The organism is Bacillus cereus group sp. MYBK101-2 (genome assembly GCF_051918845.1).
GTDB lineage: Bacteria > Bacillota > Bacilli > Bacillales > Bacillaceae_G > Bacillus_A > Bacillus_A paranthracis.
On sequence record NZ_JBQAIE010000005.1, the window covers coordinates 152,902 to 177,436 of the forward strand.

Here is a 24,535-nt window from a genome sequence, read left to right on the forward strand (position 1 = left end):
TGTTCCTCCTCACGTAAAATTGTACATAACATATTTATGACCGCGAATTATTGAACATAAACATAATTTTTTTATATGCCCCGTAACTTTTTTATTTGTTGAATCGTTAATTAAGTAAGCGCTGAAAAGGAGTGGTTATTTTGTGCACAAAAGTAACTCATATTTTGAAAAATCATATCGATATGAATCATTCAAATATAACTTTTTTAATTGAGCAATACGGAGAGTTGAAAAGATACTGTACATTTTTAACGAAAAATAAATGGGATGGCGAAGATCTTGCCCAAGAAACAGTTTGTAAAGTACTTCAAAAATATAGTAATAAAGATATTTGTATGACGCTCGTATATAAAATAGCTAGAAATCGTTGGTTAGATCAGATGAAGTCTAAGTCTGTTCATGAAAAAATAAGAGAACAAATCACTTTTGAAGAACCACAAGAGAATATTGCAGATTTGCATGAAATGGTAGGGAAAGTATTATCTTCATTAACTGTACAGCAATCCGCAATTTTATTATTAAAAGATGTTTTTCAATATAGTATCGCTGATATTGCTAAAGTATGTTCCGTATCGGAAGGGGCAGTAAAAGCTTCTTTGTTTCGGAGTAGAAATAGGTTGAAAACTGTAAGTGAAGAAGGGGTAGAGATAGTTGAATTCACAGACGATATGGAAGTTGTAGTAACGTCTATTCGAGAAGAGAGACCGGAATTATTAACGAAACTGCTTCCAACAATAGATTTTACTAAGTTACCATCTAAACAGCCAGTCTTATTATTTAATGTGAAACAACCTTCTTCCTACAGTTGTATGCTTTTAGCAGCATAACAATTATTGGAGGGATTTAAAATGAATGCAATTCCATATGTTGTAGAACAAACGAAATTAGGAGAACGTTCCTATGATATATACTCAAGGTTATTAAAAGACCGTATTGTTATTATCGGTTCAGAAATAAATGATCAAGTAGCGAGTAGTGTCGTAGCTCAATTATTATTTTTAGAAGCAGAAGATGCAGAGAAAGATATATTTTTATACATTAATAGTCCAGGCGGATCAACGACAGCAGGTTTTGCCATATTGGATACGATGAATTTAATTAAACCAGACGTGCAAACGCTATGCATGGGCTTTGCAGCATCATTTGGTGCATTGCTATTATTATCAGGTGCAAAAGGAAAACGGTTTGCACTCCCAAATAGTGAAATTATGATTCATCAGCCGCTTGGTGGTGCACAAGGGCAAGCAACGGAAATTGAAATCACAGCAAAAAGAATTTTAAAGTTAAAACATGATATTAATAAAATGATTGCAGAAAAAACAGGGCAACCGATTGAAAGAGTAGCACATGATACAGAAAGAGATTATTTTATGACTGCAGAAGAAGCAAAGGCATATGGGATTGTAGATGATGTTGTTACGAAAAAATAGCAGAAAACAGGCTAGAGAGTAAAGTATATTCTCTAGCCTGTTTTATTAATCTTTTATCCATTCATCGACTAACGTTTGATTCTTTTTAATCCATTTTCGCGCCGCTTCTTCGGGATCTTTCGTTTTATTTAACTCGACCATTAATGTACCAAGCTGTTCATCGTTCATTTTCCATTTATCAAAGTATTTTATGATATCTGGATGATCTTTTTCGAAACCTTTACGAACGGAGTAATAAATGTCATCTTTTTCACCATATACTTTCTTAGGGTCTTTTAAATATTTTAAGTCAAATTCTGAAAAACCCCAATGTGGATTCCAAAGCGTAACAGCGATTGGTTTCTTTTTCGTATATGCTTTTTTTAGTTCACTCATCAAAGCAGCTTCAGAAGACTGGACAAGTTTTAGCTTTATATCATATTCCTTCATCGCTTTATTCGTTAAATTCATAAGACTGCTGCCAGGTTCAATTCCGACAATTTTATTATCGAGTTCATCTTTATGTGCATTTAAATCTTCAATGCTGTTTATGTTTTTCACATAAGAAGGAACAACTAAACCTAGTCCGGTTCCTTCGTACCATTTTGATTTTAAGACAATATCATCTTTATAACGATCATTTAGTGGTTTATCCGTAACGGGTAGCCATACTTCTAAATTAGCATCAACATCACCGCGAGCAACACCAGTCCAAATTGCCGCTTTTTCTAAATACATGAGTTCAACTTTGTAGCCTTTTTGTTCTAGTAGTACCTTCCACATATTTGCAGTTGCAATGTTTTCTTTCCAACTTGTTACACCTAGTTTAATTTTTCCTTTCGAATTTGCATTTGTTGCATTACATGAAGAGAAAATCATAGTAATAAATAATGCAAGGCATATGAGCCATATTTTCTTTCTCATTAAAAACCTCCTAAGAAACGTTTGCTTTTTAAATAAATGTATAAGTAAGCATTCTTATTATGAACGGAAAAAAGAATTTTAAAGAAATCTTATAAATGTTATTTTTATGTAATATTTCTTTGCAAAATCGCAACACTATGTGAATAGATGGGTAGAAAAGGAGTAGTGACATGGATAATACAAAGGTACGTGTTGAAAACGTAACAAAAGTATTTGGGAAACACCCGCAAAGAGCGCTTACCTTATTAAAAGAAGGAAAAAGTAAATCGGAAATTTTGAAAGAGACAGGAATGAACGTTGGCGTAAAAAAGGCGACGTTCGAAGTATATACGGGAGAAATTTTCGTTATTATGGGATTGTCTGGTAGCGGGAAATCGACATTAGTTCGTATGTTAAACCAACTGATTAGACCAACAGCGGGGCATATATACATAGATGGAGAGGATATCGCAACGATGGGAAAAGAAGAGTTGCGAAGAGTGAGAAGAACGAAGATGAGCATGGTGTTTCAGAAATTCGCTCTATTCCCTCATCGTACCGTTTTGCAAAATGTTGCATATGGGTTGGAAATACAAGGAGTTCCAGTAGAGGAACGAGAGAGAAAAGCGTTAGAGTCCTTGAAGTTAGTTGGATTAGACCATCATAAAGATAATTATCCAAGTCAACTGAGTGGTGGTATGCAACAGCGTGTCGGCATTGCAAGAGCGCTTACGAATAATCCGGATGTTTTACTTATGGATGAGTCATTTAGTGCATTAGATCCACTGATTCGAAAAGAAATGCAAGATGAACTGTTAGAATTACAAGATAAAATGGAAAAAACAATTATTTTTATTACGCATGATTTAGATGAAGCCCTTCGAATTGGTGATCGAATTGCGTTAATGAAAGATGGAGAAGTTGTCCAAATTGGAACGCCAGAAGAAATTATGATGAGTCCTGCGAATGAATTTGTAGAGAAATTCGTGGCGGATGTGAATTTAGGAAAAGTAATAACGGCGGAATCTATATTAAAACGACCAGAGACGTTATTAATAGACCGTGGACCACGTGTAGCACTTCAAATTATGAGAAATGCCGGAGTTTCTACAGTTTATGTTGTTAACAAAAAATATGAGTTTTTAGGAATATTAACGGCAGATGATGCGAGTAAAGCAGTACAAAAGCAATGGCCGATTGCTGATTTATTACTTACCGATATTCCGCACGTGTATTTAGATACTTTACTAGAAGAAACTTATGCGAAAATGGCGGAGATGAAATATCCGTTACCAGTAATTGATGAGAAGAAAAGGCTAAGAGGAATTATTAAACGTGAAAGTGTCATTCAAGCTCTTGCAGGTAATATTGAAGAAGAGGTGAAAGACGATGAATAGTATACCACGTATTCCTTTAGGGGAATGGGTCGACTCATTTGTTGCAAGTTTATATGAGCACTTTGAAGGCTTATTCCGAGGATTCTCTTATATTATCGGCGGATTCGTTGATTTACTCACTAATTTTTTAACAATAATACCGGCCATATTGATGATTATTATTTTGTGTTTCCTCATTTGGTACACAACGAGAAAAGTATCTTTAGTTATTTTTACACTCATCGGATTATTATTTATTTTGAATATTAACTACTGGGCACAGACGATGCAGACATTAGCTCTTGTACTTACATCTGTTATTATTTCAATTATTGTAGGTATCCCAATTGGCATTTTAGCTTCGCAAAATGAACGGTTTTCAAAATTTTTAAAACCAACGTTAGATTTTATGCAAACAATGCCGGCTTTCGTATATCTTATTCCCGCGATTACATTTTTCGGAGTAGGAGTAGTACCTGGGATTATTGCATCGGTAATCTTTGCAATGCCACCGACAATTCGTTTTACTGACTTAGGAATTAGACAAGTTCCAGAAGATTTAATAGAAGCAGCGAATGCGTTTGGCTCTACCGCATCACAAAAATTATTTAAAGTACAATTACCACTCGCAACTGGAACGATCATGGCTGGTGTGAACCAAAGTATTATGCTCTCTTTATCAATGGTAGTAACAGCATCGCTTGTAGGAGCTCCAGGTCTTGGAGTTGATGTATACCGCTCTGTGACACAAGTTAATATCGGGATGGGATTTGAAGCGGGACTAGCCATTGTTGTCATTGCGATTATATTAGATCGTATTACACAAGGATTTCACCAAAAAAGAAGATAACAAGAAAACACACTTTATTATACAAAGTGTGTTTTTTGTTTGAATAGATTATATTCGAACGATAACAGAACCGTCAGCTGACGCAAAAACTTGTTTTTTTATTTCATTGATTTAATTCTTCGATGAATAACGATATGTTTGTTTAATAGCGACTTGAAAATCTCTTCTTAAGAAGAGGATTATGTGGTGGAAAAGTATAAGTAATAAAGTACATTTTTTGGAAATTATTAAGTGGAATAGCGAATATATTAGGAGACAGTGAAGTCATGTAAATAGATATTATTTTAGAAGAAATTATGAGAGGAGATGCTATTTTGTCTAAAAAGAAAAAAAGCAATGATGCCTTGGCAATAGGCGTCGGTATAGGGGTTGTAATCGGTGTAGTCCAAGGTTATTTTACAAATAATTTAGTAATCGGAATTGTGATTGGGATTGTAATTGGAGTTGTGGTTTTGAAGAAATAATGAGGTTTAAATTCATTTCAAAAATTGCTGTATCAAAAGAGTGAATCTTCGGAATATAAATCCTGTTTTTCCTTTTTTTATGATATTATATATGAAAAGGATGGTGATGAATATGTCAACAAATGTTCAAGTAAAACTAAACTGTTTTATTTGTGAAAAGCATAAAGGAAATATTATAGTTCCAGGTGGAGCTATTTACGAAGATGAACTGGTTTACGTTGGACATGTCCACTGGGATAGTGAAGAAACATACTTGGGTTATGTAATGATAGATATAAAAAGGCATGTACCTGGCCTCGCTGAACTAACAGATGAAGAAGCGAAAAGGTTCGGACTTATAACAAGTAGAGTAAGTAAAGCGCTAAAAGCAAGTGAAGGTGCGGAACATATTTACACTTTTGTTTCAGGAAATGGTGTATCACATATGCATATGCACATCATACCACGTTATGAAAATACACCAAAAGAGTTTTGGTCACCGACTGAAGTAGCGAAATGGAACGGTGCGCCTTATGGTGACGCAGAAAAAATCAAAAAACTATGCGAAAGATTACGAAAGTATATGGTGAGTGAATATGCATACAACAAATAATAGACAACATTCATGGGTTGGAAGTAGTGAAATGTGTTTAGACGAAGTTTCAGTAAAACAATATGGTGACATCGTGCTCGGTACATATGGTGGGAATATTAGTGCCGGAGCAAAAAAGAACGAAGATGGTGCGTTAGTTTGGTCAAATGGTGATTGGGAATTTGCAGCTATATTAGATGGACATAATAGTGCAGAAAGTGTTGATTTAGTAGTAAATACAATTCAAAAAGAATATGAAAATATAAAAGAAATGATGAATGAATCAATTGATATAGTATTTCGATCTATTGAAAATCATATTCTTACTATCTTTCAATCTTCTTCATTTAAGGAAAAGTGTCAAAGAATTAAAGGTGAAACAGCTTGCTTACTATGTGTAAGAAAAGAAAATTATATATGGTGGCTATCTATTGGAGACTGTTTAGTGTATGTATTTCATGATGAATTACACAAATTAGGACAATACGCACTAAATCAACGTCATTTTTACGAATGGATTGGTAACGTAAATACTTTTGATTTACCTGTTCCGTGCTATTCATCAGGGATTCGTGAATTACGTAATGGAAAGAATCGAATTGTAATGGTGACAGATGGAGTATTAGAATGCGGAGAACGTCGGTATGAAACTCCTGTAAATCTGTATAGTGATATGAATAGAAATAATATAAAACTTGAAGAAAGTGTTCATCATGTATTAGAGCACGTTCATCATCAATTCGGACGCGACAGTGCGACAATTATTAGTTGGGACATTGATAATAAAGGAAAGGCTACTTATCCGAGTGATCAGCCAGAGAAAATAAAAGTAAGAAAATAAAAGGAGAGGGTTTTCTGTCAATTACCAAAATAACTCTATTAATTTTATGGGTACTATGTATATTCGTTTTTGAAAAAATAGCAAGAAAAAGATTAAACATCCCGAAACAAAAGGGATGGGATAATCAATATGTGAATAAAACACATAAATGGGGGAATAGAATTATTATTTTCTCATATATAGTTGTTATTGCGATAAGTGCTTTTTTTCCAAACCGTATATTTATGGGGTATGTACCTCTTTTGTTTTTTATCACGTTATATGGATTTCAATCATATATGGAGTGGAAATATGATAAGGAATCGCGCGAGTTCTTGATTTCATTATTTGCAGCTACAGCGCTAATAATAACTGGATTAATTATATATTTCTTTCTTTAATAAATTTTCAATTAAATATTTAAAGGAGGGAAATAATGAATAGATCTGTATTACGTGTAGAAGTTATTATTTATAATGGAGATAACTCAAAAGTGCTCGTTCAATGCGATGAAAATGAATCATTTTATCGTTTTCCAGGAGGCTCTATTGAATTTGGTGAACCAGCAAAAGAAGCGATAATACGAGAATTAATGGAAGAATACGATTTGAAAATTGATGTCCAAGAGCTAGCTGTTGTAAATGAGTATATTTTCGAGTGGAACAACGAAAAAGGACATCATTGTACATTGATACATTGGGGAACTGTTCAAGAGATGGTTACAAATGAAATAAGGCATAAAGAACATGAGAATATTATATTAATATGGAAGAGCATAGAGGAATTAAAGGAGAAGCCAACATATCCTGAAGGAATTGTAAGTTATTTAGAAGAGAATAACCATAATATAGTCCACTTTGTTTCTAAAAATATATAAAGTAATTGGAGGGATAACAATGGATACCTCTACAATTTTAATTATTATTATTGGACTGGGTATAGGTGGTTACTTTTTAGAACAGTTTTTAAGAAGAAAATTAAATATGGAGAAAAGAGGCTTCTTTGGTTATAAGCATGTGAATAGTTTACATGTAAAATTAGAAATAGGTCTTATTATTATTTATGTAATAAGTAGTTGTTATTATATGTTTAAATTTGAAAACGCTAAAATGGCTTATGCCATGTTCACTTATTTAGGAATATCATGGACTTTAAGAGCATGGATGGAATGGAAATATGATAGAGAATCAAAAGAATATATACTTTCGATAACGGGAATGGTTTCTTTTATATTGATGCTCTCGATACTATTTTATTTCGTTCCACCTGCTACATAATAAATTCATTAATAATAGCACAAATAATGAAATAACCAATAAATAAGAAACCATCTACTGCTAAATGGTTTCTTATTTATTTAAGCATTTATCCCGCATTAACGGGCAGTAAGATCCTCACCTCAAAATTCAGCGGAAGCAAAGAAGTTAGGTGGGGGATCAACTGCCCGTAAAAGCCCGATTGGTTCAACTAATAATCAGTGGGGGATGAACAAAACCCCCACTGATTAAAGTTTCACTTTATTTTAGCTAAAATAGATGTAACGAAATTTGTTTTATCCTCTGCATATTGATGTTTATCATTAGGATTGGCTTGTGAAAGTTGAATCTTTAATTGTTCATATTGTTTACGAGCAGTTTTATTGTCTATTAAGTAATCACGAAATTGTAATTGTTCTATTAAATATGTATTCCCTCGTTCATACATATGAATTTGATGAGTTCTTGGCTCACCTTTATTAAAATAATATCGTTCAGGCAATACATCTTTTCTATATTTATAGTTTAGTAGTTCTAACTTTTTAATACAATATATACCATCCCTATAATTTTCTAATTCAATTGCTATATCAATAATGGGCTTTGCACTTAAATGTGGAATAGAAGTACTACCAATATGGTGTATCGCTAAAATATGTTCGCCAATTTGTTCCTCAATGAATTGTTTCTCCTTTACAAATTCAATTGCCCACTCTTCAGTCCACGGAACTAAAAACACTTTACCATAGGGTAAACCTAACATTTAATTAGCACCTCTTTCAAAATGGTTTTCAATAAAGGTAATTACATTTTCTTAAAGCTTCTCAAAACAAGATATTCCCACAATCTCCAAGGAAGAATTTTCTTTGCAAAGATCATAAATTTTACACCTTTACCGATTGGATAACGTAAATTCATACGCTTAGACTCAGCAATTTCTACAATTTTATTAGCAACATCTATCGGATTACCAAATGTATCACTGCCGCTATTAATATGTTTTTGTATTTTGTCCATATATTCTTTGTAAGGAGAAATAGTATCAGATTGGTTTGTAGCTAGTTGTTTACCAACTTCCCATATATTCGTGTTATAAGAACCAGGTTCCACTAAAGCAACATTTATTCCGAACGGTTTTACTTCTAAACGAAGGGATTCGCTCCATCCTTCTAATGCATGTTTTGAAGAAACGTAAGGAGATAGACCAGGGAATCCAACTTGACCACTAATGCTGCTTATATTAATAATTTTTCCGCTTTGTTGTTCTCTCATATAAGGTAAAACAAGCTGAGTAATTGATATAGCTCCAAAAAAGTTCGTTTCAAATTGTTTACGGTATTCCTCTACTGGAATTTCTTCTACAAAGCCACCATTTGCATATCCTGCATTATTAATGAGGAGGTCCACTTTGTTTATTTCTTTTAAAAATAATTGAAAGTTATGTAAAGAGTTTTGATCGGTTACATCTAATTGTTGAATTTTTATGTTTTGCTGTAAGTTGAGTTGAGTAACTTGAGATAATAAGTTTCCTTGTTTTTCAAGGTTTCTCATTGTTGCGATAACTAAATAATCTTTTTTTGCGAGTTCGAGTGTAGTTAATAGTCCGAATCCACTTGAAGCTCCTGTAATAACCGCGATTTGTTTATTCATTTTCTGCCAGCTTTCTTTTTCTTTTATCATAACGAGTTATGATAAGAAAATCTATTATTCTTACACTTTCTTTGAAAGCTATTCATGTTAATTCTATATTCTATGGTTTTTAAAGAGGGAATTATACGGACTTATCGTATATAGAGAAGTGAGTATGAATACGTTTATGAAATGAGGGAAGAGAGATGGCCCATGTGAAAGATGTATTAGCAGATCAGTTATTAGCGAATGCAAACGATCCTAGTTGGTATATTCCGTTTTCAGATGCAGTTAAGGGTTTATCTGAGAGGGAAGCTTTCTGGAAACCGAATGAAGAGAGTAACAGTATAGCTGAAATTGTACAACATTTATTGTATTGGAATTCTACGTGGCAAACTAGATATAAAGAATCGAATGTGAATGCTGTGCCTGCTATCGGAGATAATAACAAAAGTTTTATGCTTTCAAATAATCAAACTTTCGATGAATTACGAGAAAAACTACTAGAGAAACTGTTACTATGGCAAAATCTCATAAATGAGGAAAAGGTTGAAAGTGACGTAGTGGGATTTCCTGTTTCTGCAAAGTGGTGGGAAGTGCTAGCCAATGTAACTACTCATAATGCATATCATATCGGTCAAATTATTTACATCCGAAAATTACAGAAGAGTTTTGATGGTGAATAAGATAATAATTTTCAAATTAGGTGAACAAAAGTGGACAAAACGAGACTAATGTCTCATTTTGTCCACTTTTTTATTTTCAACATAGAGAGAAAACCTATTAAATCAAGGATTGGAAATTGGCACGGTACTTGCTATATAAAAGATGAACAAGAAAATAGGAGGGCTGAACATGTTAAAAACAACTGAAAGTAAAGGGAATGGAATTACGAAAGAACAAGCTCGCTGGATGTACGAAAAAATGTTAGAGATTCGTAAGTTTGAAGATAAGGTGCATGAATTATTCGCGCAAGGCGTTCTGCCAGGTTTCGTTCATTTATACGCTGGGGAAGAAGCGGTAGCAGTTGGTGTATGTGCTCACTTAACGGATAGTGACAGTATTACAAGTACGCATAGAGGCCATGGGCATTGTATCGCAAAAGGTTGTGATTTAAACGGTATGATGGCTGAACTTTTCGGGAAAGCGACAGGATTATGTAAAGGTAAAGGCGGATCCATGCATATTGCTGATTTAGATAAAGGAATGCTTGGTGCAAATGGTATTGTAGGCGGTGGTTTCCCGCTTGCTTGCGGCTCGGCATTAACAGCTAAATATAAAGGAACAAAAGATGTAAGTGTTTGTTTCTTCGGTGATGGAGCAAATAATGAAGGTACGTTTCATGAAGGGGTTAACTTAGCGGCGATTTGGAAGTTACCAGTTATTTTTATCGCTGAAAATAACGGTTACGGTGAAGCAACGACATTTGAATATGCTTCAAGTTGTGATTCTATTGCGGATCGTGCAAAAGCTTATAACATTCCAGGTGTTCAAGTGGATGGAAAAGATCTGCTAGCTGTATATAAAGCTGCTGAAGAAGCAGTAGAACGTGCGCGTAATGGCGGTGGTCCAACAATAATTGAATGTATGACATATCGTAATTACGGTCATTTCGAAGGTGAAGCACAAACGTATAAAACTTCAGAAGAAAAAGAAGAACATTTAAATGAAAAAGATGCGATTGTGAATTTCCGTAAGCATTTAATTCATGAAGCTTTATTAACTGAATCTGAGCTTGTAGATATGGAAAAGGCAGTAGATGAAGCGGTTCAAAAATCAATTGAATTTAGTGAAAATAGTCCATATCCAGAGGATGAAGAGTTATTAAAAGATGTATACGTTTCTTACAAATAAGAGGAGGGTGAAAAATAATGACTAGAACAGTAAGTATGTCAACTGCAATTAATGAAGCGATGAAAATCTCAATGCGTCGTGATGAAAACGTAATTTTAATAGGAGAAGACGTTGCAGGTGGTGCACAAGTTGATCACTTGCAAGATGATGAAGCATGGGGCGGTGTTCTTGGTGTTACGAAAGGCCTTGTACAAGAATTTGGCCGAAATCGTATTTTAGATACACCAATTTCAGAAGCGGGTTACATGGGAGCGGCAATGGCAGCTGCGGCAACAGGACTACGTCCGATTGCTGAATTAATGTTTAATGATTTTATCGGTAGTTGTCTTGATCAAGTATTAAACCAAGGTGCAAAGTTCCGCTATATGTTCGGTGGTAAAGCGAAAGTGCCAGTTACAGTACGTACGATGCATGGTGCAGGTTTTAGCGCAGCTGCACAACATTCACAAAGTTTGTATGCGTTATTTACGAGCATTCCAGGTATAAAAGTTGTCGTTCCTTCTACTCCATATGACGCAAAAGGCTTATTATTAGCGGCAATTGAAGATGATGACCCAGTAATCTTCTTTGAAGATAAAACACTTTACAATATGAAAGGTGAAGTGCCGGAAGGGTATTATACAATTCCATTAGGTAAAGCAGATATTAAACGAGAAGGTTCTGATGTAACAATCGTCGCCATTGGAAAACAAGTTCATACAGCACTTGTAGCTGCTGAGCAATTATCGAAAAAAGGACTTGAAGTAGAAGTAATTGATCCACGTTCTTTATCACCACTGGATGAAGATACGATTTTAGCATCAGTTGAAAAAACAAATCGCCTTATTGTTATTGATGAAGCAAATCCAAGATGTAGTATCGCAACGGATATTGCGGCACTTGTAGCGGATAAAGGATTCGATTTGTTAGATGCACCAATTAAACGAATTACAGCACCACATACACCAGTTCCGTTCTCACCACCACTTGAAAAGTTATATTTACCAACGCCGGAGAAAGTAATTGAAACTGTATCAGAAATGATCGGAGACCAATCTTTATTACATGTGTAATGAAACGATGAGAAGGGAGAGAGAAATATGGCTGTAGAAGTTGTAATGCCGAAGTTAGGTATGGCGATGAAAGAAGGTATTATTACGAGCTGGAATATTAAAGCAGGCGATCATGTATCAAAAGGTGAACTAATTGCTAGTATTAATTCGGAAAAAATCGAAACTGAAATAGAAGCACCAGCGGATGGAACTGTTCTTGATATAGCTGTAAGTGAAGATGAGGGAGTTCCACCTGGCACTGTCATTTGCTATATCGGTAAGCTGAACGAAAAAGTAGAAATCAATGAAAGTATAAATGTTGTAGAAGAAAAAGCACCTAATCTAGAGCCTAAAAAGGTCCAACATCCAGAACCATATGCGAAAGAAGTGGCGAAGAAAAGAATCAAAATTTCACCTGTAGCGAAGAAAATTGCAAAGTCTGAAAATCTAGATATCAAAGCATTAGTTGGTACAGGCCCTGGCGGAAGGATTACAAAAGTAGACGTATTAAAAGCGATTGAAGAAAGAGTAACAATTCCAGAAGTACTTGAACAAGAAGAAAGTAAAGTAATTCCTGTTACTGGTATGCGGAAAGCAATCGCAAACCGTATGCATGCAAGTTTACAAAATAGTGCGCAATTAACATTAACGATGAAAGTAGATGTTACAGATTTAGTTGCTTTACATAAAGAAATAGCGTCAGTTGTACAAAAACGATACGATAACAAACTAACTATTACGGATTTCGTTTCTCGTGCTGTTGTATTAGCGCTTGGAGAGCATAAAGAAATGAACAGTGCTTATATGGATGATACAATTCATCAATTTGAACATGTTCATTTAGGCATGGCAGTCGCATTAGAAAAAGGATTAGTCGTTCCAGCTATTCGCTTTGCTAATAATCTATCTGTAGTAGAGTTATCTAAACAAATTAAAAACGTTGCACAAAAAGCAAGAGAAGGTAGTTTAAGTAGTGATGATATGCAAGGGACAACCTTTACAATTAGTAATTTAGGTAGCTTCGGTATTGAATATTTTACGCCAGTATTAAATACACCTGAAACTGGTATTTTAGGTGTAGGTGCAATTGAACATGTTCCAGTATATAAAGGGAAGAAAATAAAAAAAGGCAGTATGTTACCTTTAAGTTTAACATTCGATCATCGTGTATTAGATGGTGCACCAGCAGCTGCATTTTTACGCACAATTAAACGTTATTTAGAAGAACCTGTAACAATTCTTTTATAAAGAGAAGGTGAGAGAATGAGTAAACTAGTCGTTATTGGTGGCGGACCTGCTGGCTATGTAGCGGCAATTACCGCAGCTCAAAATGGAAAAGATGTCACTCTTATTGATGAAGCTGATCTTGGCGGGACTTGTTTAAATGTTGGGTGTATGCCTACAAAATCATTGTTAGAAAGTGCGGAAGTGCATGACATTGTGAGAAAAGCGAATCATTATGGAGTTACACTCAATAATGGAAGTATATCAATTGATTGGAAGCAAATGCAGGCGAGGAAATCACAAATCGTAACGCAGCTCGTCCAAGGAATTCAATATTTAATGAAGAAAAATAAAATAAAAGTTATACAAGGTAAAGCGAAATTTGAAACGGATCACCGTGTTCGAGTTACAAACGGTAATAAAGAAGATGTAGTAGATGGAGATCAGTTCATTATAGCGACAGGTTCAGAACCGACTGCATTACCCTTTGCTCCATTTGACGGAAAGTGGATTTTAAATAGCAGCCATGCAATGTCCATAGATTATATACCAAAATCATTATTAATCGTTGGCGGTGGTGTAATAGGATGCGAGTTTGCAAGTATTTATAGTCGTCTTGGAACAAAAGTTACGATTGTTGAAATGGCACCGCAATTATTACCAGGTGAAGATGAAGATATCTCACACATTTTAAGAGGGAAACTAGAAAATGATGGTGTAGAAATATTTACAGGAGCAGCTTTAAAAGGATTAAATAATTATAAGAAGCAGGCTTCATTTGAATATGAAGGAAGTATCCAAGAAGTTAATCCAGAATTTGTTCTCGTTTCTGTCGGCCGAAAACCACGTGTACAACAATTAAATTTAGAAAAAGCAGGCATTCAATATTCAAATAAAGGAATTTCTGTGAATGAACATATGCAAACCAATGTATCACATATTTATGCAGCAGGTGATGTGATTGGTGGAATCCAGCTTGCTCACGTTGCATTCCATGAAGGAACGACGGCAGCATTACACGCGAGTGGAGAAGATGTAAAAGTAAACTACCATGCTGTACCTCGCTGTATTTATACCGCTCCAGAAATTGCTAGCGTCGGTATAACAGAAAAAGATGCAAAAGAGCAGTACGGTGACATACAAATTGGCGAATTTCCTTTTACAGCGAATGGAAAAGCGCTTATTATTGGAGAACAAACGGGGAAAGTAAAAGTTATTGTGGAACCAAAATATCAAGAAATTGTAGGGATTTCTATTATTGGTCCACATGCAACTGAACTGATTGGACAAGGAACTGTAATGATTCATACAGAAGTTACCGCTGATATAATGAGAGATTATATTGCAGCGCACCCAACTTTATCTGAAGCGATTCATGAAGCGTTATTGCAAGCTGTAGGACATGCTGTACATGCTTAAATGAAAATATAATAAACCACTATTCTCTAAATGAATAAGAGAATAGTGGTTTGCATTTTTACAGAAAAAATTGAATATCCTATTATTTTTTTACGTCAATCGCTGAAGTAATATCGTTCCAATCAGCAGCTAAATTAGCAGTTTTACCGTACCAATCAGCATGTTTAAATACAACACCTTTTCCATATCCCTGTGTAGAAGTATGCTCCCAAAGTGTCGTTGAATAACTTGCTGAAGGCGATGCTGTACTTACAGAGGAAATTCTGTCGTTCCAGCTAGATGGTAAGTTTTTAAAGCCGCTGCTCCAGTAAATATATTGGCCACCTTTATCTTTATGTTCATAAAAATCAGTACTACCAGCACCGCTACCTAAAGGATTAATTTTATTTTTAAGTACTTTTTTATCCTTTTCAATATAAGCATCTAATGTTTCGCGGCTAGTAAAACCATAAGCTAGCCAATCTCCATTTTCATTTTGCTCTGGTAATACCATAGTAATTTGGATGTCTTTCTTATCTTGATCACTTAATTTTGTAAGAGAATTAACATTCTGTTCATCCACTTTTAAATAATCAAAAGACTTAATTGTGTTACTTTTTTCTTCAGCGCTTACTGCACCTAGTCCCCCAGTTAATGCAAATCCAGCTACTAATGTCCCTGCTACTAATTTCTTCAACATATAACCATCCCTTTTTGTTTAGATTTTTGTACAGGTGAATATTTGTACTAGTAAAATGTATTCTAATTATCAACTATTGTAAATATTCTGAAGTTTTAGAAATAAAAGGCGGAATATTTACAGTTTTGCATTTTTTCTTTAGAAAAAATAGTTATTGGAATGATATAATAAATAGATATATCGCTTTTGTTGGATGTTAAAATGTTTTAGGGGGGAAGTCTTTGAAGTATTTTAATAAAGATTGGTATAAAGAAATGCAAGTATCTGGTTTTTTAAATTTCCCAGAAACAGTAGAAGAATGGGAAGAGATGTTGCGAGAGAGCGAAAAGGTAGGAGTGGATTATAAGCAAAGTTTAAGAGAAGACGTGGAAGAAAAGAAAGAAGATTTATTAAAGTTCCTCCCTAAATCACTGCATCCATACATTCATGACAATACAATTAATTCAGAATACCCAACGGAAAAATTAAAGAGACTTATGCTTGAGTGGACAAAAGATTATGAGAAAAGAATGAATGATTTAGAGCAAGCCTATATAGATAATTATAATTCTATAAAAGAAAAGCTCGCGCAGAATGTCGTTCAACTACATGAATACTCACTACATGACAGTGTAGTCAAATCAGTGGAGAAAAAATCAGAAGCTACGCTAATTATAACTTTAGATTGCAGTGGTACTTTCAGTGAATTTGATAAACTACAAGCAACTTTTACAGGAGTAACGAAATGTTCTATCCCGGAAAATTTTGAAGGTGCTTGGTGGTTAAGTCATGAGATAAATCTTACGAATGAAGGATTCGAATTGGGCGTTTTATTTGATTGCCCATTTGAAGAAGTGACGATTTGTGCAAAAGATGTATTGCTTAAGATAGGTAACTAGTAAACTTTATAACTTTACAAACAAAAAAACAGTCTTATAAGACTGTTTTTTTATTTAGATGCTAAATTATCAAGTTTCCAATATGTATCTGTTAACGGCGCAGATTTGCTATCTATGTATAAATACATATTATTTAAATCTTTTGGTGAAGTTTTCATATTAAATACAATATCGGTAGTTAAAGAAAACTCAGATGGAACCTTTTTAGCATTTTCATTTTGTATAACTTCACCTTCGTATTTTTTACCCGTTTTTTCATCTTTTATGAAATATTTTATTTCTGAAAGATCTATCGTTTGTCCGTCAGCACGAGCGTTATTTATAGTAACACGAGCTGTGAGACGCCACTCTTTGTCTATTTTTTCGAATTTAGCATTTTCAACAGTTGCTCTATAGTATTCATTTTTAACTATTTCCCCATAGTGCATTGCATTCTTTTCAAGAGCGCTCTTTTCTTGTTTCGGTGCAGTATTCCCACTACATCCTGCCATAAGTCCTGTAAATAATAGTGCTGTACAAGTTACTTTCATTATAGATTTCATAATAATTCCTTTCTGTGTTAAAAAGTAAAACATAGGAATAATTTTACATGAATAGGAAAGGAAATGGAAGCATATTTGCAGAATATGCAAATATGCATTTATTTTGTTGTCAAGTTAATGGAATAGAAAGAGGGAGAAAGCTGAATAAAACAGAGTGAACAAGAATTAAAAATATTGTAACACGGAAGAGACATGCATATAATTAAAATAAAGATAAAGTTTCAGAATCTTCAATGACGGCGGTGGATACATGTTTACTGAAGAGCGCAGAGAGAAAATTTTAGAATTACTTAAGAAAAATGGAAGGGTAATTGCTAAAGATCTTGCGGAAAGTTTCGATATGTCTATTGATTCTATAAGAAGAGATTTGTCTATTATGGAGAAGGATGGCTTGTTAAAAAGAACACATGGAGGTGCAATCGAACTTACTAGAGTAAAAAATTTAACTGCTGAACCATCGAAATGTTATCGTGATAGTTCACTAGGTGAAGAAGCGATTGCGAAAGTTGCTGCATCCTACATACAAGAAGGAGATTCCGTTTTTATTGGTGGAGCTTCTATCCATTATGCCATGTTAAAATATTTACCTGAAACATCATTTACAGTGATTACGAATGCTTTAGAAATTGCTAGTAAGTTAAGGGAGTATAAGAATGTAGAAACATATTTAATTGGTGGAAAGGTGAAATCATCAGGAAATATGACAGATACACTTGCCTCTGAAATGATCAATAGATTGTCTATTGATTTGTATTTCTCTACAGGTGGCGGCATTTCATTGGATGGTATAAGTACTGCCACGCCGGAAGTTGCTTATTTTGGAAAAACAGTAAGTAAAATTGCTAGAAGAAATATTTGTTTAGCTCCGCATACTAAACTTGGAAGAGATTGCTTTATAAAAGGAGAGTCACTGAGAGAAATTGAACTTATAATAACAGATGAAGAAGCTCCTAAAGAAATAATTCAACAATTTGAGAAACAAGGCAAAGAAATTTTGATAGCATCAATAGATTGCATTTAAAAGGAGTTTAAAATGATTATAAAAGAACAAGAGTTTCACATAAATGGATTAACTTACACAATTCGTTCAGCAGCTGAAACGGATGCGGAGCAATTATCGAAGATTAGAGTTCAGATCGATGGCGAAACTGAAAATATGGATAGAGAAGCTGGAGAGGGATTTATAGATAAAATAGGTTTTCAAAAAATAATAAAAGCAGATAGTGAAGAGGTGAAGAATCTCTTTTTAGTTGCAGAAGTGCACAACCAAATCGTAGGGTTTTCAAGATGTGAAGGGTCAAATTTGAAAAAATTATCCCATAAAGTAGAGTTTGGCGTTTGTATTTTAAGAGAGTTTTGGGGATATGGAATCGGGAAGAGTCTCATGCAACAATCTATTCATTGGGCTGATGAAAATGAGATTAAAAAGATATCATTACAAGTATTAGAGACAAACGAAAAAGCCATTCAGCTATATAAAAAATTAGGTTTTGAAGTAGAAGGTATTTTAAAAAATGATAAAAGGCTGTCGGATGGGAAGTATTATAATACGGTTGTAATGGGAAGGTGTATTTGAGTCTGTTCATTAAAGAGGTGGAAATGTATGTTTTATAGAAGAAAGTACTATATAGTAAAAAATGAATTTATTAAAATTTTTAATGATCATTTCAATCATACGAACTTACCTAATCAGTTAAAGCATGGCTCTAGGCTAATAGGACGCTGGATGAAAGATAATAAGAATGGTACGACTGAAGTGTTTGCCATATGGGAATATGATAGTTATGAACAGTATAAAGAAATAGAATCAAAGATTAGAAATGACGAGAAGCATATTAGAAAAATACATGAATGGTATGAAAAACATGGCGGAAGGGAATATGTTTTACAGGAGTACATAGTAGAGATGAAAAACGAAGAGTTAGTATGTACTGTAAAGTGATAGAGAGGTGAGAGATAGTGGGAATGAAAACAAAATTATATTTTAGTGTAGCATCCACAATTTTATTTGCAATAGCCGTAATTATTTTCTTTATAAACGGTAATCCACAAATGTGGTTTTGGTTATGTATTTTCTTTGCGTCCATTATACAAAACATAGTGCTACTAAAAAAGAATAAAGAAGTGCATTAAGATATTCAAATTATTAACATATTTGTGTCGTCTTTCTAGTTTTATTGAAAACGCTTTTATTCAGTTTTATAATAAAGGTATGTTTTTACAGATCTCCAAAACAATGAATAGGGAGATGATACAATGTTAGCTTCACCGTTTTACTTACATACATGGAAAAAGTTTGTTGATGAAGGGGTCCTTGATTCGAACCGTATGAACGAGAGAATTTCAGAGTCATGGCATCGATGTAAACAAGCAAATGTGAATCCTCATATGAATAAAGGTCAGAAAATTTTGTCTTCTAAAGTTTTTCAAGATCAAAAGAAAAAGAGTGAAATCTTCCTCGATATAGCAATACCTCAAATACAAAATATGAGAAAAACCATTGATGAACTGCAAATGTTGGCATTATTAATTGATCCAGATGGTTATGTTCTATCGTTAAGTGGAAATGAACAAACATTGAAACGAGCAAAACATATTAACTTCATTGAAGGTGTGAAATGGACGGAAGCAGCTGTTGGTACAAATGCGATAGGAACAGCGCTTGAGATTGAAGAGGCTATTATGATAAGTGGTACAGAGCATTATTCTGTCGCATCTCATAGCTGGAGCTGTGCGGCTGCTCCCATTCATAATGATGACGGGAAATTAATTGGAGTTCTAGATTTCTCTTGTCCCATTGAATTTTCCCATCCGTATATGCTCGGGATGGTAACTTCGATTGCACATGCGATTGAACGTGAATGTAGTATTCGAGTGCATCAAAATGAATTACATTTAATCCATCGTTTTTTAGATGTAATTGACAGTGATGAACAAGTTGTAATTTGTAATCATCGTAATGTTATCGTTTCTGCAAGCAAGAGGGTTCGGGAACGAGTATGTAATTGGTCACGGATGAAACTTGAAGATTTAATGCACTATGGATTGAAAACTAAATTAGAAGTTCCAGTATACAGTAATAATAGAATGATTGGGAAATGTATTTATATAAAGGGAAATAAACAAGTAAAATCATTTTCAACGTCCCCATTTATAAATGGCATCACTTTTCCTGGAGTAATTGGGACAAGCAGTGCATTTCAACATACTTTAGAAGAAATTAAGCTCGTATCACCAACTGACGCAAGTGTATATGTTTGTGGTGAAACAGGTGTAGGGAAAGAATATGTAGCGAGAGCGATTCATGAAAATAGTCCAAGAAAAAATGGCCCTTTTATAGCTGTTAACTGTGGTTCATTACCGAAAGAATTAATGGAAAGTGAATTGTTCGGTTATGCTGAAGGTGCATTTACAGGTGCGCGGCGCCACGGATATAAAGGGAAATTCGAACAAGCAGACGGAGGGACAATATTTTTAGATGAAATTGGTGAAGTGCCGCCAGAGATGCAAGTCGCATTATTGCGTGTTTTACAAGAACGAACAGTAACCCCAATTGGCAGTTCAAAAGAGATACCAGTAAATATTCGTATTATTACTGCGACACATAAAGATTTATTGCGATTAGTTGAGGAAGGCAAGTTCCGCCAAGATTTATATTATCGTTTACATGTTTATCCACTATATGTTCCATCGTTAATAGAAAGAAAAGAGGATATTCCTTACTTCATACAACATTTTTGTGAACGAAAGAATTGGAATGTTGCATTTCCGAAGAGCATTTGTAATCAGTTTTCACAGCATACATGGCCCGGAAATATTCGAGAATTATTAAATGTATTAGAACGCATTTACATTTTGTCGCAAGGACGAGAAATATGCGAAAAACAAATCTCTTTTTTATTACAAACAATGATGGGAAATCAACCTCATTTTGAATTGCAAGCAGAAAATAAAACAGAGAAAACATTAAATTTCCGTGAAAAAATACAGCGTGATAGCATGATTGAAGCGCTAGAAAAGACGAACGGAAATGTTTCGTTAGCTGCAAAACTGTTAGATGTACCTCGAAGTACATTTTATAAACGAATGCAAAAATATAAGTTATAAAGTAGATTTTTGTAATCTACTTTTTCTTTGTGGGCTCATGTTCTGTCGGAATGTGCGCTTACCGGGGAAATAATAAAATAGTTGAAAATAAATTTCCGAAAGGGGGACTTATGTGAAGTATATTGAAATTGGTATAGGAAATAGGTGGTTCGTTCGAACAGAAACTGAAAATAAAGATGGAACTGAATTTGAAGAACGAGGAATTATAAAACCTATTTATTTTGAGTCTTTATATGTACGAGTGTGGTTTCGAAAAACGTGTTTAATTTTAGATACGAAAGAAGGGTTTAAAAAGGTTAAAAAAAGGAGGATTGAATATAAATTTATTTTTGGAATTGTGAGTAGACTGGATAAAGAAAAAGTGGGCTAACGTGCGAAGTTATATTGACCAGGAAATTCTTTTGACTTATATCAAATTCATGAAAAGCACTTTTTATAAATATAAATTGTTAATAAAACCGCTAAGGAAACTTAGCGGTTTCTTTTTAAAAAGGGAGGATTTGCGTATGAATAGGATCGTAACTGTTTTACTTGCAATTATTATAATGGGGTATTCTATTTATAGTTGGAATGATACTTCGGAACTGAGTATGTTAATTTTACAAACGCTTTTAGGGTTTATGTTAGGTAGTTTAGGGGTGCAAAATTTTAAAAATAAAGAAAATAGAAGTGTGGGTATCGTTTTACTACTCGTTGCGCTATATTTAATTGTTGTATCGTTAGTAAAATATTTGGCATGAATAAGTATTTAAATGACTTATTCATGCTTTCCTTATTACGATAAATATTCTCGTAATAAAAATTAAAATTCCACTTGTATTTCACTATATAAAATATGGCATAATGATTTAGTTAAATAGAAATGGATAGGGTATTTGAGAGGGGCAGTATAATGAGTTTTGCAATTGAAATAGTAATAAAAGCACCAATGGATGTTGTATGTGACTACATAATAGAAGATGAAAAAATAAAAGAATGGAATACATTTATGATAGAAAATCGCTATCCTTCAAATATAGATAAAGAGAATCCACGTGTAGGAGATAAATATATTTCTGTTCAAAAAGTCGGTAAGAAAATATTGGAGGCAGAAGTAGAAATTCTTGAATACGATGCACCCCATATTATTTCACTTGGCAGTGAAATGAAGCAAGGTTATTCGGCAATGACTTATATGTTAGAAGAAGATGAGGAGGGTACAGCACTGACATTAATTTCAGAATATGAACCTAGTAATCTTTACTATAAAATTATGTATAAGTTAACAGGCTGGATTTCACGAGGTTTAACTATGGAACAAATTGAGCGTCTAGCAGAATGTGTAGAAGCTGCTTATCATAAAGAAGATTAATATTAAAGATATGTATGAAGGTAAAAGCGTTACTCAATCTCATGAGTAACGCTTTTACTGTTTAAAGATTTTTTATTGAAAACCTCAATAGCTTTTTCATACATTTCTTTATCAATACAAAATCTTTCTGTTATCCAATAATTAAGTTCAGAAGATGTAATGATTTGTTCTCTTTTCTTACCTTGGAAATATCGTTTTAAAACATTATCATTAATAGAAGTTGGAATACCATTGATATAACCGAAAATCTGAATTTTCTTTAATACAGGGGCTGTATACCAATCGTTAGACTTTGTAATGAGTTCTTTCATACTTGATAAATGTATTGGATCTGTATGTAAGATTTTTGTTGGACCTGGATCTCTAGTAATTTTAATCCTATTATTTGAGACTTCATAAGTGAAAGTTTCTCTTACATTACTTACTTGAAATGATTCATAAAGTGGGTAAGCTTGGAATAAAGGTGCACAATAACCAACATCAACATAATAAGGTTGGTCTAAGTTAACCCGTAAGCATAAATGTCCGGGATCCATATACATATAATGAACATTAAAACCAAGATTTGATAATAACCAATGGAATCCAATTGAGTGCGTCCAACAAGTACCCCCGAGACCTTTTGTTGTAATACGGTTTATGTATGTCTCAATGGAAGGGAAATAATTACCTGTTTCCTTACCCTTTTCCCAGTCAATTATTTTAGTGAGGGTTTCCCATTTTATTTTTTCTTGATGAGCTTTAATAAGCTCATTTAAAAACTTTAAGCTAGTAGGCTGTTTTGTCGTATCTAAAAATGATAGAAAGCTATTTACTAGTTGTACTTGGTTCATTTTCTTATCCTTTCTATATAGAAATTGTTATTGGTATTATTATACAATAGGTGTCAGAAAATACAGTTATTTATTAATGGAGTGGGAGAGAATTATATGTCGATGTCGCTATATTATAAACAAATCCGGGAGAAATTAGGTCATGAACTAATTTTTATACCGAGTGTAGCTGCTGTTATTAAAAATGAGCAAGGGGAAATCTTATTTCAATATCCTGGCGGAGAATACTGGAGCTTGCCAGCTGGAGCAATTGAACCTGGAGAAACTCCAGAAGAAGCAGTAGTTCGGGAGGTTTGGGAAGAAACGGGGCTGAAAGTACGAGTGAAAAAGCAAAAAGGGATATTTGGAGGGAAAGAGTTCCGTCATACATATTCGAATGGAGATCAAGTAGAATATATTGTTGTTGTGTTTGAATGTGAAATTACTAGTGGAAAACTGAAGTCAATAGATGGTGAATCTTTAAAACTACAATATTTCTCATTATCTGAAAAGCCTTCTTTAGCGCTACCATACCCAAATAATATATTTTTATAGATGTAAAATAGCACACCTTATGTATTGAAGGTGTGCTATTTATATAAACCAGTCGTATACATTTTCGTCAATGTATGCACAATTTCTTCTAGGTTGATCTTTTTATCATTTTGCACAATCGTCCAAAGAAACATCTCATTCATCGCAAACCAAGCACGTGCTACAATTTCTTTATTCAATTTAGAATGTGCTAACCCACTTTCTTGAGAGTATGTAATATCTTGCGTAATACTGTTTATAAAGCGTTCCCGTATCTCGTCCCATTTTTGACGTATCTCTTTTGATAACCCAATTGCTTCTTCTACAACTTGTAAAATTGCTCGTTCTTTCTCTGCTAATTGTAGAAATGCTTTAACTTGATTTTGGATCATTGTACGTGCTTCTTCTGTCGTTTGAGGCGAAAAAGAGCGCTCAGCGATATTATAAAATTGATTCATAACATCTTCCATTAAAACGATGAGAAGATCATCTTTGTTTTTAAAGTATACATATGCCGTGCCATAACCGGTTTCAGCGTGTTTAATAATTTGTGTAATGGTTGTTTTCTGAAATCCATTATTAATAAAAACAATGTAGCCGGAATGTAAAAGTTTCTTTTTAGTTTCTAAGGAGCGGTGTTTTCTTGATGAAAGAGTAGTGTTTTTCAAAGAATCACCTCTTTATACTGAAATATCTGAAAATATAACTGTATTGTAAAAGAAATTCATATATAAAGTCAACTGACATAATATCATTGACGTTATATCAACTAAGGTGATATATTTCAATTAGTTAGAATAAAAAGAAAATTAAGAGAAGGTGACAC

General features: G+C 33.8%; 32 protein-coding genes. 25 read left to right on the forward strand and 7 right to left on the reverse strand.

Annotation, left to right across the window (positions count from 1 at the left end; translation table 11 throughout):
- Positions 1 to 140: 140 nt before the first annotated feature.
- Positions 141 to 827: an RNA polymerase subunit sigma-70 gene (locus ACTFSI_RS13180; protein ID WP_138321898.1), complete on the forward strand. Its 687-nt coding sequence runs from the start codon at positions 141 to 143 to the stop codon at positions 825 to 827.
- A gap of 21 nt (positions 828 to 848) precedes the next feature.
- Positions 849 to 1,430, forward strand: coding sequence for an ATP-dependent Clp endopeptidase proteolytic subunit ClpP (gene clpP, locus ACTFSI_RS13185; RefSeq protein WP_000991625.1), 582 nt, complete (start codon positions 849 to 851; stop codon positions 1,428 to 1,430).
- A gap of 45 nt (positions 1,431 to 1,475) precedes the next feature.
- Here clpP and ACTFSI_RS13190 read toward each other — a convergent pair whose 3' ends face one another.
- Complete coding sequence (locus tag ACTFSI_RS13190; protein ID WP_001227646.1) at positions 1,476 to 2,333, reverse strand: glycine betaine ABC transporter substrate-binding protein; 858 nt, start codon at positions 2,331 to 2,333, stop codon at positions 1,476 to 1,478.
- Positions 2,334 to 2,503: 170 nt separating this feature from the next.
- Between ACTFSI_RS13190 and ACTFSI_RS13195 the strand changes: the two genes are divergently transcribed.
- The 8 genes from ACTFSI_RS13195 to ACTFSI_RS13230 all read left to right on the forward strand — a co-directional run bounded on the left by ACTFSI_RS13195 (position 2,504) and on the right by ACTFSI_RS13230 (position 7,670).
- Positions 2,504 to 3,709 carry a quaternary amine ABC transporter ATP-binding protein gene (locus ACTFSI_RS13195; protein WP_000370624.1) on the forward strand — a complete coding sequence of 402 codons (1,206 nt, stop codon included), beginning with the start codon at positions 2,504 to 2,506 and terminating at the stop codon, positions 3,707 to 3,709.
- Entirely contained in the window at positions 3,702 to 4,538 is an 837-nt protein-coding gene (locus ACTFSI_RS13200; protein WP_001084762.1) for an ABC transporter permease, read from the forward strand. Before ACTFSI_RS13195 ends, ACTFSI_RS13200 begins: the two co-directional genes overlap by 8 nt.
- 296 nt (positions 4,539 to 4,834) lie before the next feature.
- Positions 4,835 to 5,002, forward strand: coding sequence for a hypothetical protein (locus tag ACTFSI_RS13205; protein ID WP_044792184.1), 168 nt, complete (start codon positions 4,835 to 4,837; stop codon positions 5,000 to 5,002).
- 100 nt (positions 5,003 to 5,102) lie between these two features.
- Positions 5,103 to 5,594 (forward strand): HIT family protein, encoded by a 492-nt coding sequence (locus ACTFSI_RS13210; protein ID WP_138322601.1) that lies wholly within the window; start codon positions 5,103 to 5,105, stop codon positions 5,592 to 5,594.
- Complete coding sequence (locus ACTFSI_RS13215) at positions 5,578 to 6,414, forward strand: PP2C family serine/threonine-protein phosphatase (RefSeq protein ID WP_052587761.1); 837 nt, start codon at positions 5,578 to 5,580, stop codon at positions 6,412 to 6,414. Before ACTFSI_RS13210 ends, ACTFSI_RS13215 begins: the two co-directional genes overlap by 17 nt.
- A gap of 41 nt (positions 6,415 to 6,455) precedes the next feature.
- On the forward strand, positions 6,456 to 6,794 hold the full coding sequence (locus tag ACTFSI_RS13220) for a DUF4181 domain-containing protein (protein ID WP_163262524.1): 339 nt from the start codon (positions 6,456 to 6,458) through the stop codon (positions 6,792 to 6,794).
- A gap of 35 nt (positions 6,795 to 6,829) precedes the next feature.
- Positions 6,830 to 7,270, forward strand: coding sequence for an NUDIX domain-containing protein (locus ACTFSI_RS13225; RefSeq protein WP_001082140.1), 441 nt, complete (start codon positions 6,830 to 6,832; stop codon positions 7,268 to 7,270).
- Positions 7,271 to 7,289: 19 nt separating this feature from the next.
- Positions 7,290 to 7,670 (forward strand): DUF4181 domain-containing protein, encoded by a 381-nt coding sequence (locus ACTFSI_RS13230; RefSeq protein ID WP_000381558.1) that lies wholly within the window; start codon positions 7,290 to 7,292, stop codon positions 7,668 to 7,670.
- 235 nt (positions 7,671 to 7,905) lie between these two features.
- Here ACTFSI_RS13230 and ACTFSI_RS13235 read toward each other — a convergent pair whose 3' ends face one another.
- Positions 7,906 to 8,412 (reverse strand): GrpB family protein, encoded by a 507-nt coding sequence (locus ACTFSI_RS13235; RefSeq protein ID WP_000901192.1) that lies wholly within the window; start codon positions 8,410 to 8,412, stop codon positions 7,906 to 7,908.
- A gap of 41 nt (positions 8,413 to 8,453) precedes the next feature.
- Positions 8,454 to 9,299 carry an oxidoreductase gene (locus tag ACTFSI_RS13240; protein ID WP_206703487.1) on the reverse strand — a complete coding sequence of 282 codons (846 nt, stop codon included), beginning with the start codon at positions 9,297 to 9,299 and terminating at the stop codon, positions 8,454 to 8,456.
- Between the two features lie 185 nt (positions 9,300 to 9,484).
- On the opposite strand from ACTFSI_RS13240, the gene ACTFSI_RS13245 reads away from it, so the two are divergent.
- The 5 genes from ACTFSI_RS13245 (at position 9,485) to lpdA (ending at position 14,806) form a co-directional block, all read left to right on the forward strand.
- Complete coding sequence (locus tag ACTFSI_RS13245; RefSeq protein WP_000951609.1) at positions 9,485 to 9,964, forward strand: DinB family protein; 480 nt, start codon at positions 9,485 to 9,487, stop codon at positions 9,962 to 9,964.
- A 169-nt stretch (positions 9,965 to 10,133) separates the two neighbouring features.
- Positions 10,134 to 11,132 carry an acetoin:2,6-dichlorophenolindophenol oxidoreductase subunit alpha gene (gene acoA / locus ACTFSI_RS13250; RefSeq protein ID WP_000921306.1) on the forward strand — a complete coding sequence of 333 codons (999 nt, stop codon included), beginning with the start codon at positions 10,134 to 10,136 and terminating at the stop codon, positions 11,130 to 11,132.
- A gap of 17 nt (positions 11,133 to 11,149) precedes the next feature.
- Positions 11,150 to 12,184, forward strand: a complete 1,035-nt coding sequence (acoB, locus tag ACTFSI_RS13255; protein ID WP_000198904.1) for an acetoin:2,6-dichlorophenolindophenol oxidoreductase subunit beta — start codon at positions 11,150 to 11,152, stop codon at positions 12,182 to 12,184.
- 27 nt (positions 12,185 to 12,211) lie between these two features.
- The gene (locus ACTFSI_RS13260; protein WP_000257751.1) at positions 12,212 to 13,411 is read left to right on the forward strand and encodes a dihydrolipoamide acetyltransferase family protein; all 1,200 of its coding nucleotides are present in this window, start codon (positions 12,212 to 12,214) and stop codon (positions 13,409 to 13,411) included.
- A gap of 15 nt (positions 13,412 to 13,426) precedes the next feature.
- Positions 13,427 to 14,806, forward strand: coding sequence for a dihydrolipoyl dehydrogenase (gene lpdA, locus ACTFSI_RS13265; RefSeq protein ID WP_000041194.1), 1,380 nt, complete (start codon positions 13,427 to 13,429; stop codon positions 14,804 to 14,806).
- A gap of 82 nt (positions 14,807 to 14,888) precedes the next feature.
- Here lpdA and ACTFSI_RS13270 read toward each other — a convergent pair whose 3' ends face one another.
- Complete coding sequence (locus tag ACTFSI_RS13270) at positions 14,889 to 15,485, reverse strand: hypothetical protein (RefSeq protein ID WP_000914444.1); 597 nt, start codon at positions 15,483 to 15,485, stop codon at positions 14,889 to 14,891.
- A 221-nt stretch (positions 15,486 to 15,706) separates the two neighbouring features.
- Here ACTFSI_RS13270 and ACTFSI_RS13275 point away from each other — a divergent pair, with 221 nt between their 5' ends.
- Complete coding sequence (locus tag ACTFSI_RS13275; RefSeq protein WP_000873326.1) at positions 15,707 to 16,363, forward strand: DUF4085 family protein; 657 nt, start codon at positions 15,707 to 15,709, stop codon at positions 16,361 to 16,363.
- Between the two features lie 50 nt (positions 16,364 to 16,413).
- Here ACTFSI_RS13275 and ACTFSI_RS13280 read toward each other — a convergent pair whose 3' ends face one another.
- Positions 16,414 to 16,905, reverse strand: a complete 492-nt coding sequence (locus ACTFSI_RS13280) for a hypothetical protein (protein ID WP_000836197.1) — start codon at positions 16,903 to 16,905, stop codon at positions 16,414 to 16,416.
- A 250-nt stretch (positions 16,906 to 17,155) separates the two neighbouring features.
- On the opposite strand from ACTFSI_RS13280, the gene ACTFSI_RS13285 reads away from it, so the two are divergent.
- From ACTFSI_RS13285 to ACTFSI_RS13320, 8 genes are all read left to right on the forward strand, one after another.
- On the forward strand, positions 17,156 to 17,926 hold the full coding sequence (locus ACTFSI_RS13285) for a DeoR/GlpR family DNA-binding transcription regulator (RefSeq protein WP_138321900.1): 771 nt from the start codon (positions 17,156 to 17,158) through the stop codon (positions 17,924 to 17,926).
- 12 nt (positions 17,927 to 17,938) lie between these two features.
- Entirely contained in the window at positions 17,939 to 18,481 is a 543-nt protein-coding gene (locus ACTFSI_RS13290) for a GNAT family N-acetyltransferase (RefSeq protein WP_138321901.1), read from the forward strand.
- 27 nt (positions 18,482 to 18,508) lie between these two features.
- Positions 18,509 to 18,847 (forward strand): NIPSNAP family protein, encoded by a 339-nt coding sequence (locus ACTFSI_RS13295; protein WP_000499968.1) that lies wholly within the window; start codon positions 18,509 to 18,511, stop codon positions 18,845 to 18,847.
- 23 nt (positions 18,848 to 18,870) lie between these two features.
- Positions 18,871 to 19,038 (forward strand): hypothetical protein, encoded by a 168-nt coding sequence (locus ACTFSI_RS13300; protein WP_078383688.1) that lies wholly within the window; start codon positions 18,871 to 18,873, stop codon positions 19,036 to 19,038.
- Between the two features lie 123 nt (positions 19,039 to 19,161).
- A complete protein-coding gene (locus ACTFSI_RS13305; RefSeq protein ID WP_440045426.1) occupies positions 19,162 to 21,012 on the forward strand; it encodes a sigma-54-dependent Fis family transcriptional regulator in 1,851 nt (616 codons plus the stop codon).
- Positions 21,013 to 21,124: 112 nt separating this feature from the next.
- Positions 21,125 to 21,382 (forward strand): DUF3977 family protein, encoded by a 258-nt coding sequence (locus tag ACTFSI_RS13310; protein WP_000873851.1) that lies wholly within the window; start codon positions 21,125 to 21,127, stop codon positions 21,380 to 21,382.
- Between the two features lie 136 nt (positions 21,383 to 21,518).
- Positions 21,519 to 21,752 (forward strand): YczI family protein, encoded by a 234-nt coding sequence (locus ACTFSI_RS13315; protein WP_138321903.1) that lies wholly within the window; start codon positions 21,519 to 21,521, stop codon positions 21,750 to 21,752.
- A 152-nt stretch (positions 21,753 to 21,904) separates the two neighbouring features.
- Positions 21,905 to 22,363, forward strand: a complete 459-nt coding sequence (locus ACTFSI_RS13320) for an SRPBCC family protein (protein ID WP_000006424.1) — start codon at positions 21,905 to 21,907, stop codon at positions 22,361 to 22,363.
- A gap of 29 nt (positions 22,364 to 22,392) precedes the next feature.
- Here ACTFSI_RS13320 and ACTFSI_RS13325 read toward each other — a convergent pair whose 3' ends face one another.
- Positions 22,393 to 23,196 (reverse strand): arylamine N-acetyltransferase, encoded by an 804-nt coding sequence (locus tag ACTFSI_RS13325; RefSeq protein ID WP_138321904.1) that lies wholly within the window; start codon positions 23,194 to 23,196, stop codon positions 22,393 to 22,395.
- Positions 23,197 to 23,292: 96 nt separating this feature from the next.
- On the opposite strand from ACTFSI_RS13325, the gene ACTFSI_RS13330 reads away from it, so the two are divergent.
- Complete coding sequence (locus ACTFSI_RS13330; RefSeq protein WP_000062939.1) at positions 23,293 to 23,730, forward strand: NUDIX hydrolase; 438 nt, start codon at positions 23,293 to 23,295, stop codon at positions 23,728 to 23,730.
- Between the two features lie 35 nt (positions 23,731 to 23,765).
- Here the strand turns inward: ACTFSI_RS13330 and ACTFSI_RS13335 are convergent, their stop codons facing one another.
- Entirely contained in the window at positions 23,766 to 24,377 is a 612-nt protein-coding gene (locus ACTFSI_RS13335; protein WP_000799594.1) for a TetR/AcrR family transcriptional regulator, read from the reverse strand.
- Positions 24,378 to 24,535 lie beyond the last annotated feature (158 nt).

Bases quoted from the DNA above. Each gene is read 5' to 3' on its own strand.
- ACTFSI_RS13320 (WP_000006424.1), top strand. From the start codon at position 21,905: ATGAGTTTTGCAATTGAAATAGTAATAAAAGCACCAATGGATGTTGTA.
- ACTFSI_RS13330 (WP_000062939.1), top strand. From the start codon at position 23,293: ATGTCGATGTCGCTATATTATAAACAAATCCGGGAGAAATTAGGTCAT.
- ACTFSI_RS13190 (WP_001227646.1), bottom strand. From the start codon at position 2,333: ATGAGAAAGAAAATATGGCTCATATGCCTTGCATTATTTATTACTATG.
- ACTFSI_RS13325 (WP_138321904.1), bottom strand. From the start codon at position 23,196: ATGAACCAAGTACAACTAGTAAATAGCTTTCTATCATTTTTAGATACG.
- ACTFSI_RS13290 (WP_138321901.1), top strand. From the start codon at position 17,939: ATGATTATAAAAGAACAAGAGTTTCACATAAATGGATTAACTTACACA.
- acoB (WP_000198904.1), top strand. From the start codon at position 11,150: ATGACTAGAACAGTAAGTATGTCAACTGCAATTAATGAAGCGATGAAA.
- ACTFSI_RS13260 (WP_000257751.1), top strand. From the start codon at position 12,212: ATGGCTGTAGAAGTTGTAATGCCGAAGTTAGGTATGGCGATGAAAGAA.
- ACTFSI_RS13305 (WP_440045426.1), top strand. From the start codon at position 19,162: ATGTTAGCTTCACCGTTTTACTTACATACATGGAAAAAGTTTGTTGAT.
- ACTFSI_RS13285 (WP_138321900.1), top strand. From the start codon at position 17,156: ATGTTTACTGAAGAGCGCAGAGAGAAAATTTTAGAATTACTTAAGAAA.
- ACTFSI_RS13315 (WP_138321903.1), top strand. From the start codon at position 21,519: ATGAATAGGATCGTAACTGTTTTACTTGCAATTATTATAATGGGGTAT.
- acoA (WP_000921306.1), top strand. From the start codon at position 10,134: ATGTTAAAAACAACTGAAAGTAAAGGGAATGGAATTACGAAAGAACAA.
- ACTFSI_RS13270 (WP_000914444.1), bottom strand. From the start codon at position 15,485: ATGTTGAAGAAATTAGTAGCAGGGACATTAGTAGCTGGATTTGCATTA.
- ACTFSI_RS13300 (WP_078383688.1), top strand. From the start codon at position 18,871: ATGAAAACAAAATTATATTTTAGTGTAGCATCCACAATTTTATTTGCA.
- ACTFSI_RS13195 (WP_000370624.1), top strand. From the start codon at position 2,504: ATGGATAATACAAAGGTACGTGTTGAAAACGTAACAAAAGTATTTGGG.
- ACTFSI_RS13230 (WP_000381558.1), top strand. From the start codon at position 7,290: ATGGATACCTCTACAATTTTAATTATTATTATTGGACTGGGTATAGGT.
- ACTFSI_RS13240 (WP_206703487.1), bottom strand. From the start codon at position 9,299: ATGAATAAACAAATCGCGGTTATTACAGGAGCTTCAAGTGGATTCGGA.
- ACTFSI_RS13295 (WP_000499968.1), top strand. From the start codon at position 18,509: ATGTTTTATAGAAGAAAGTACTATATAGTAAAAAATGAATTTATTAAA.
- clpP (WP_000991625.1), top strand. From the start codon at position 849: ATGAATGCAATTCCATATGTTGTAGAACAAACGAAATTAGGAGAACGT.
- ACTFSI_RS13210 (WP_138322601.1), top strand. From the start codon at position 5,103: ATGGTGATGAATATGTCAACAAATGTTCAAGTAAAACTAAACTGTTTT.
- ACTFSI_RS13245 (WP_000951609.1), top strand. From the start codon at position 9,485: ATGGCCCATGTGAAAGATGTATTAGCAGATCAGTTATTAGCGAATGCA.
- ACTFSI_RS13205 (WP_044792184.1), top strand. From the start codon at position 4,835: ATGAGAGGAGATGCTATTTTGTCTAAAAAGAAAAAAAGCAATGATGCC.
- ACTFSI_RS13280 (WP_000836197.1), bottom strand. From the start codon at position 16,905: ATGAAATCTATAATGAAAGTAACTTGTACAGCACTATTATTTACAGGA.
- ACTFSI_RS13225 (WP_001082140.1), top strand. From the start codon at position 6,830: ATGAATAGATCTGTATTACGTGTAGAAGTTATTATTTATAATGGAGAT.
- lpdA (WP_000041194.1), top strand. From the start codon at position 13,427: ATGAGTAAACTAGTCGTTATTGGTGGCGGACCTGCTGGCTATGTAGCG.
- ACTFSI_RS13200 (WP_001084762.1), top strand. From the start codon at position 3,702: ATGAATAGTATACCACGTATTCCTTTAGGGGAATGGGTCGACTCATTT.
- ACTFSI_RS13235 (WP_000901192.1), bottom strand. From the start codon at position 8,412: ATGTTAGGTTTACCCTATGGTAAAGTGTTTTTAGTTCCGTGGACTGAA.
- ACTFSI_RS13215 (WP_052587761.1), top strand. From the start codon at position 5,578: ATGCATACAACAAATAATAGACAACATTCATGGGTTGGAAGTAGTGAA.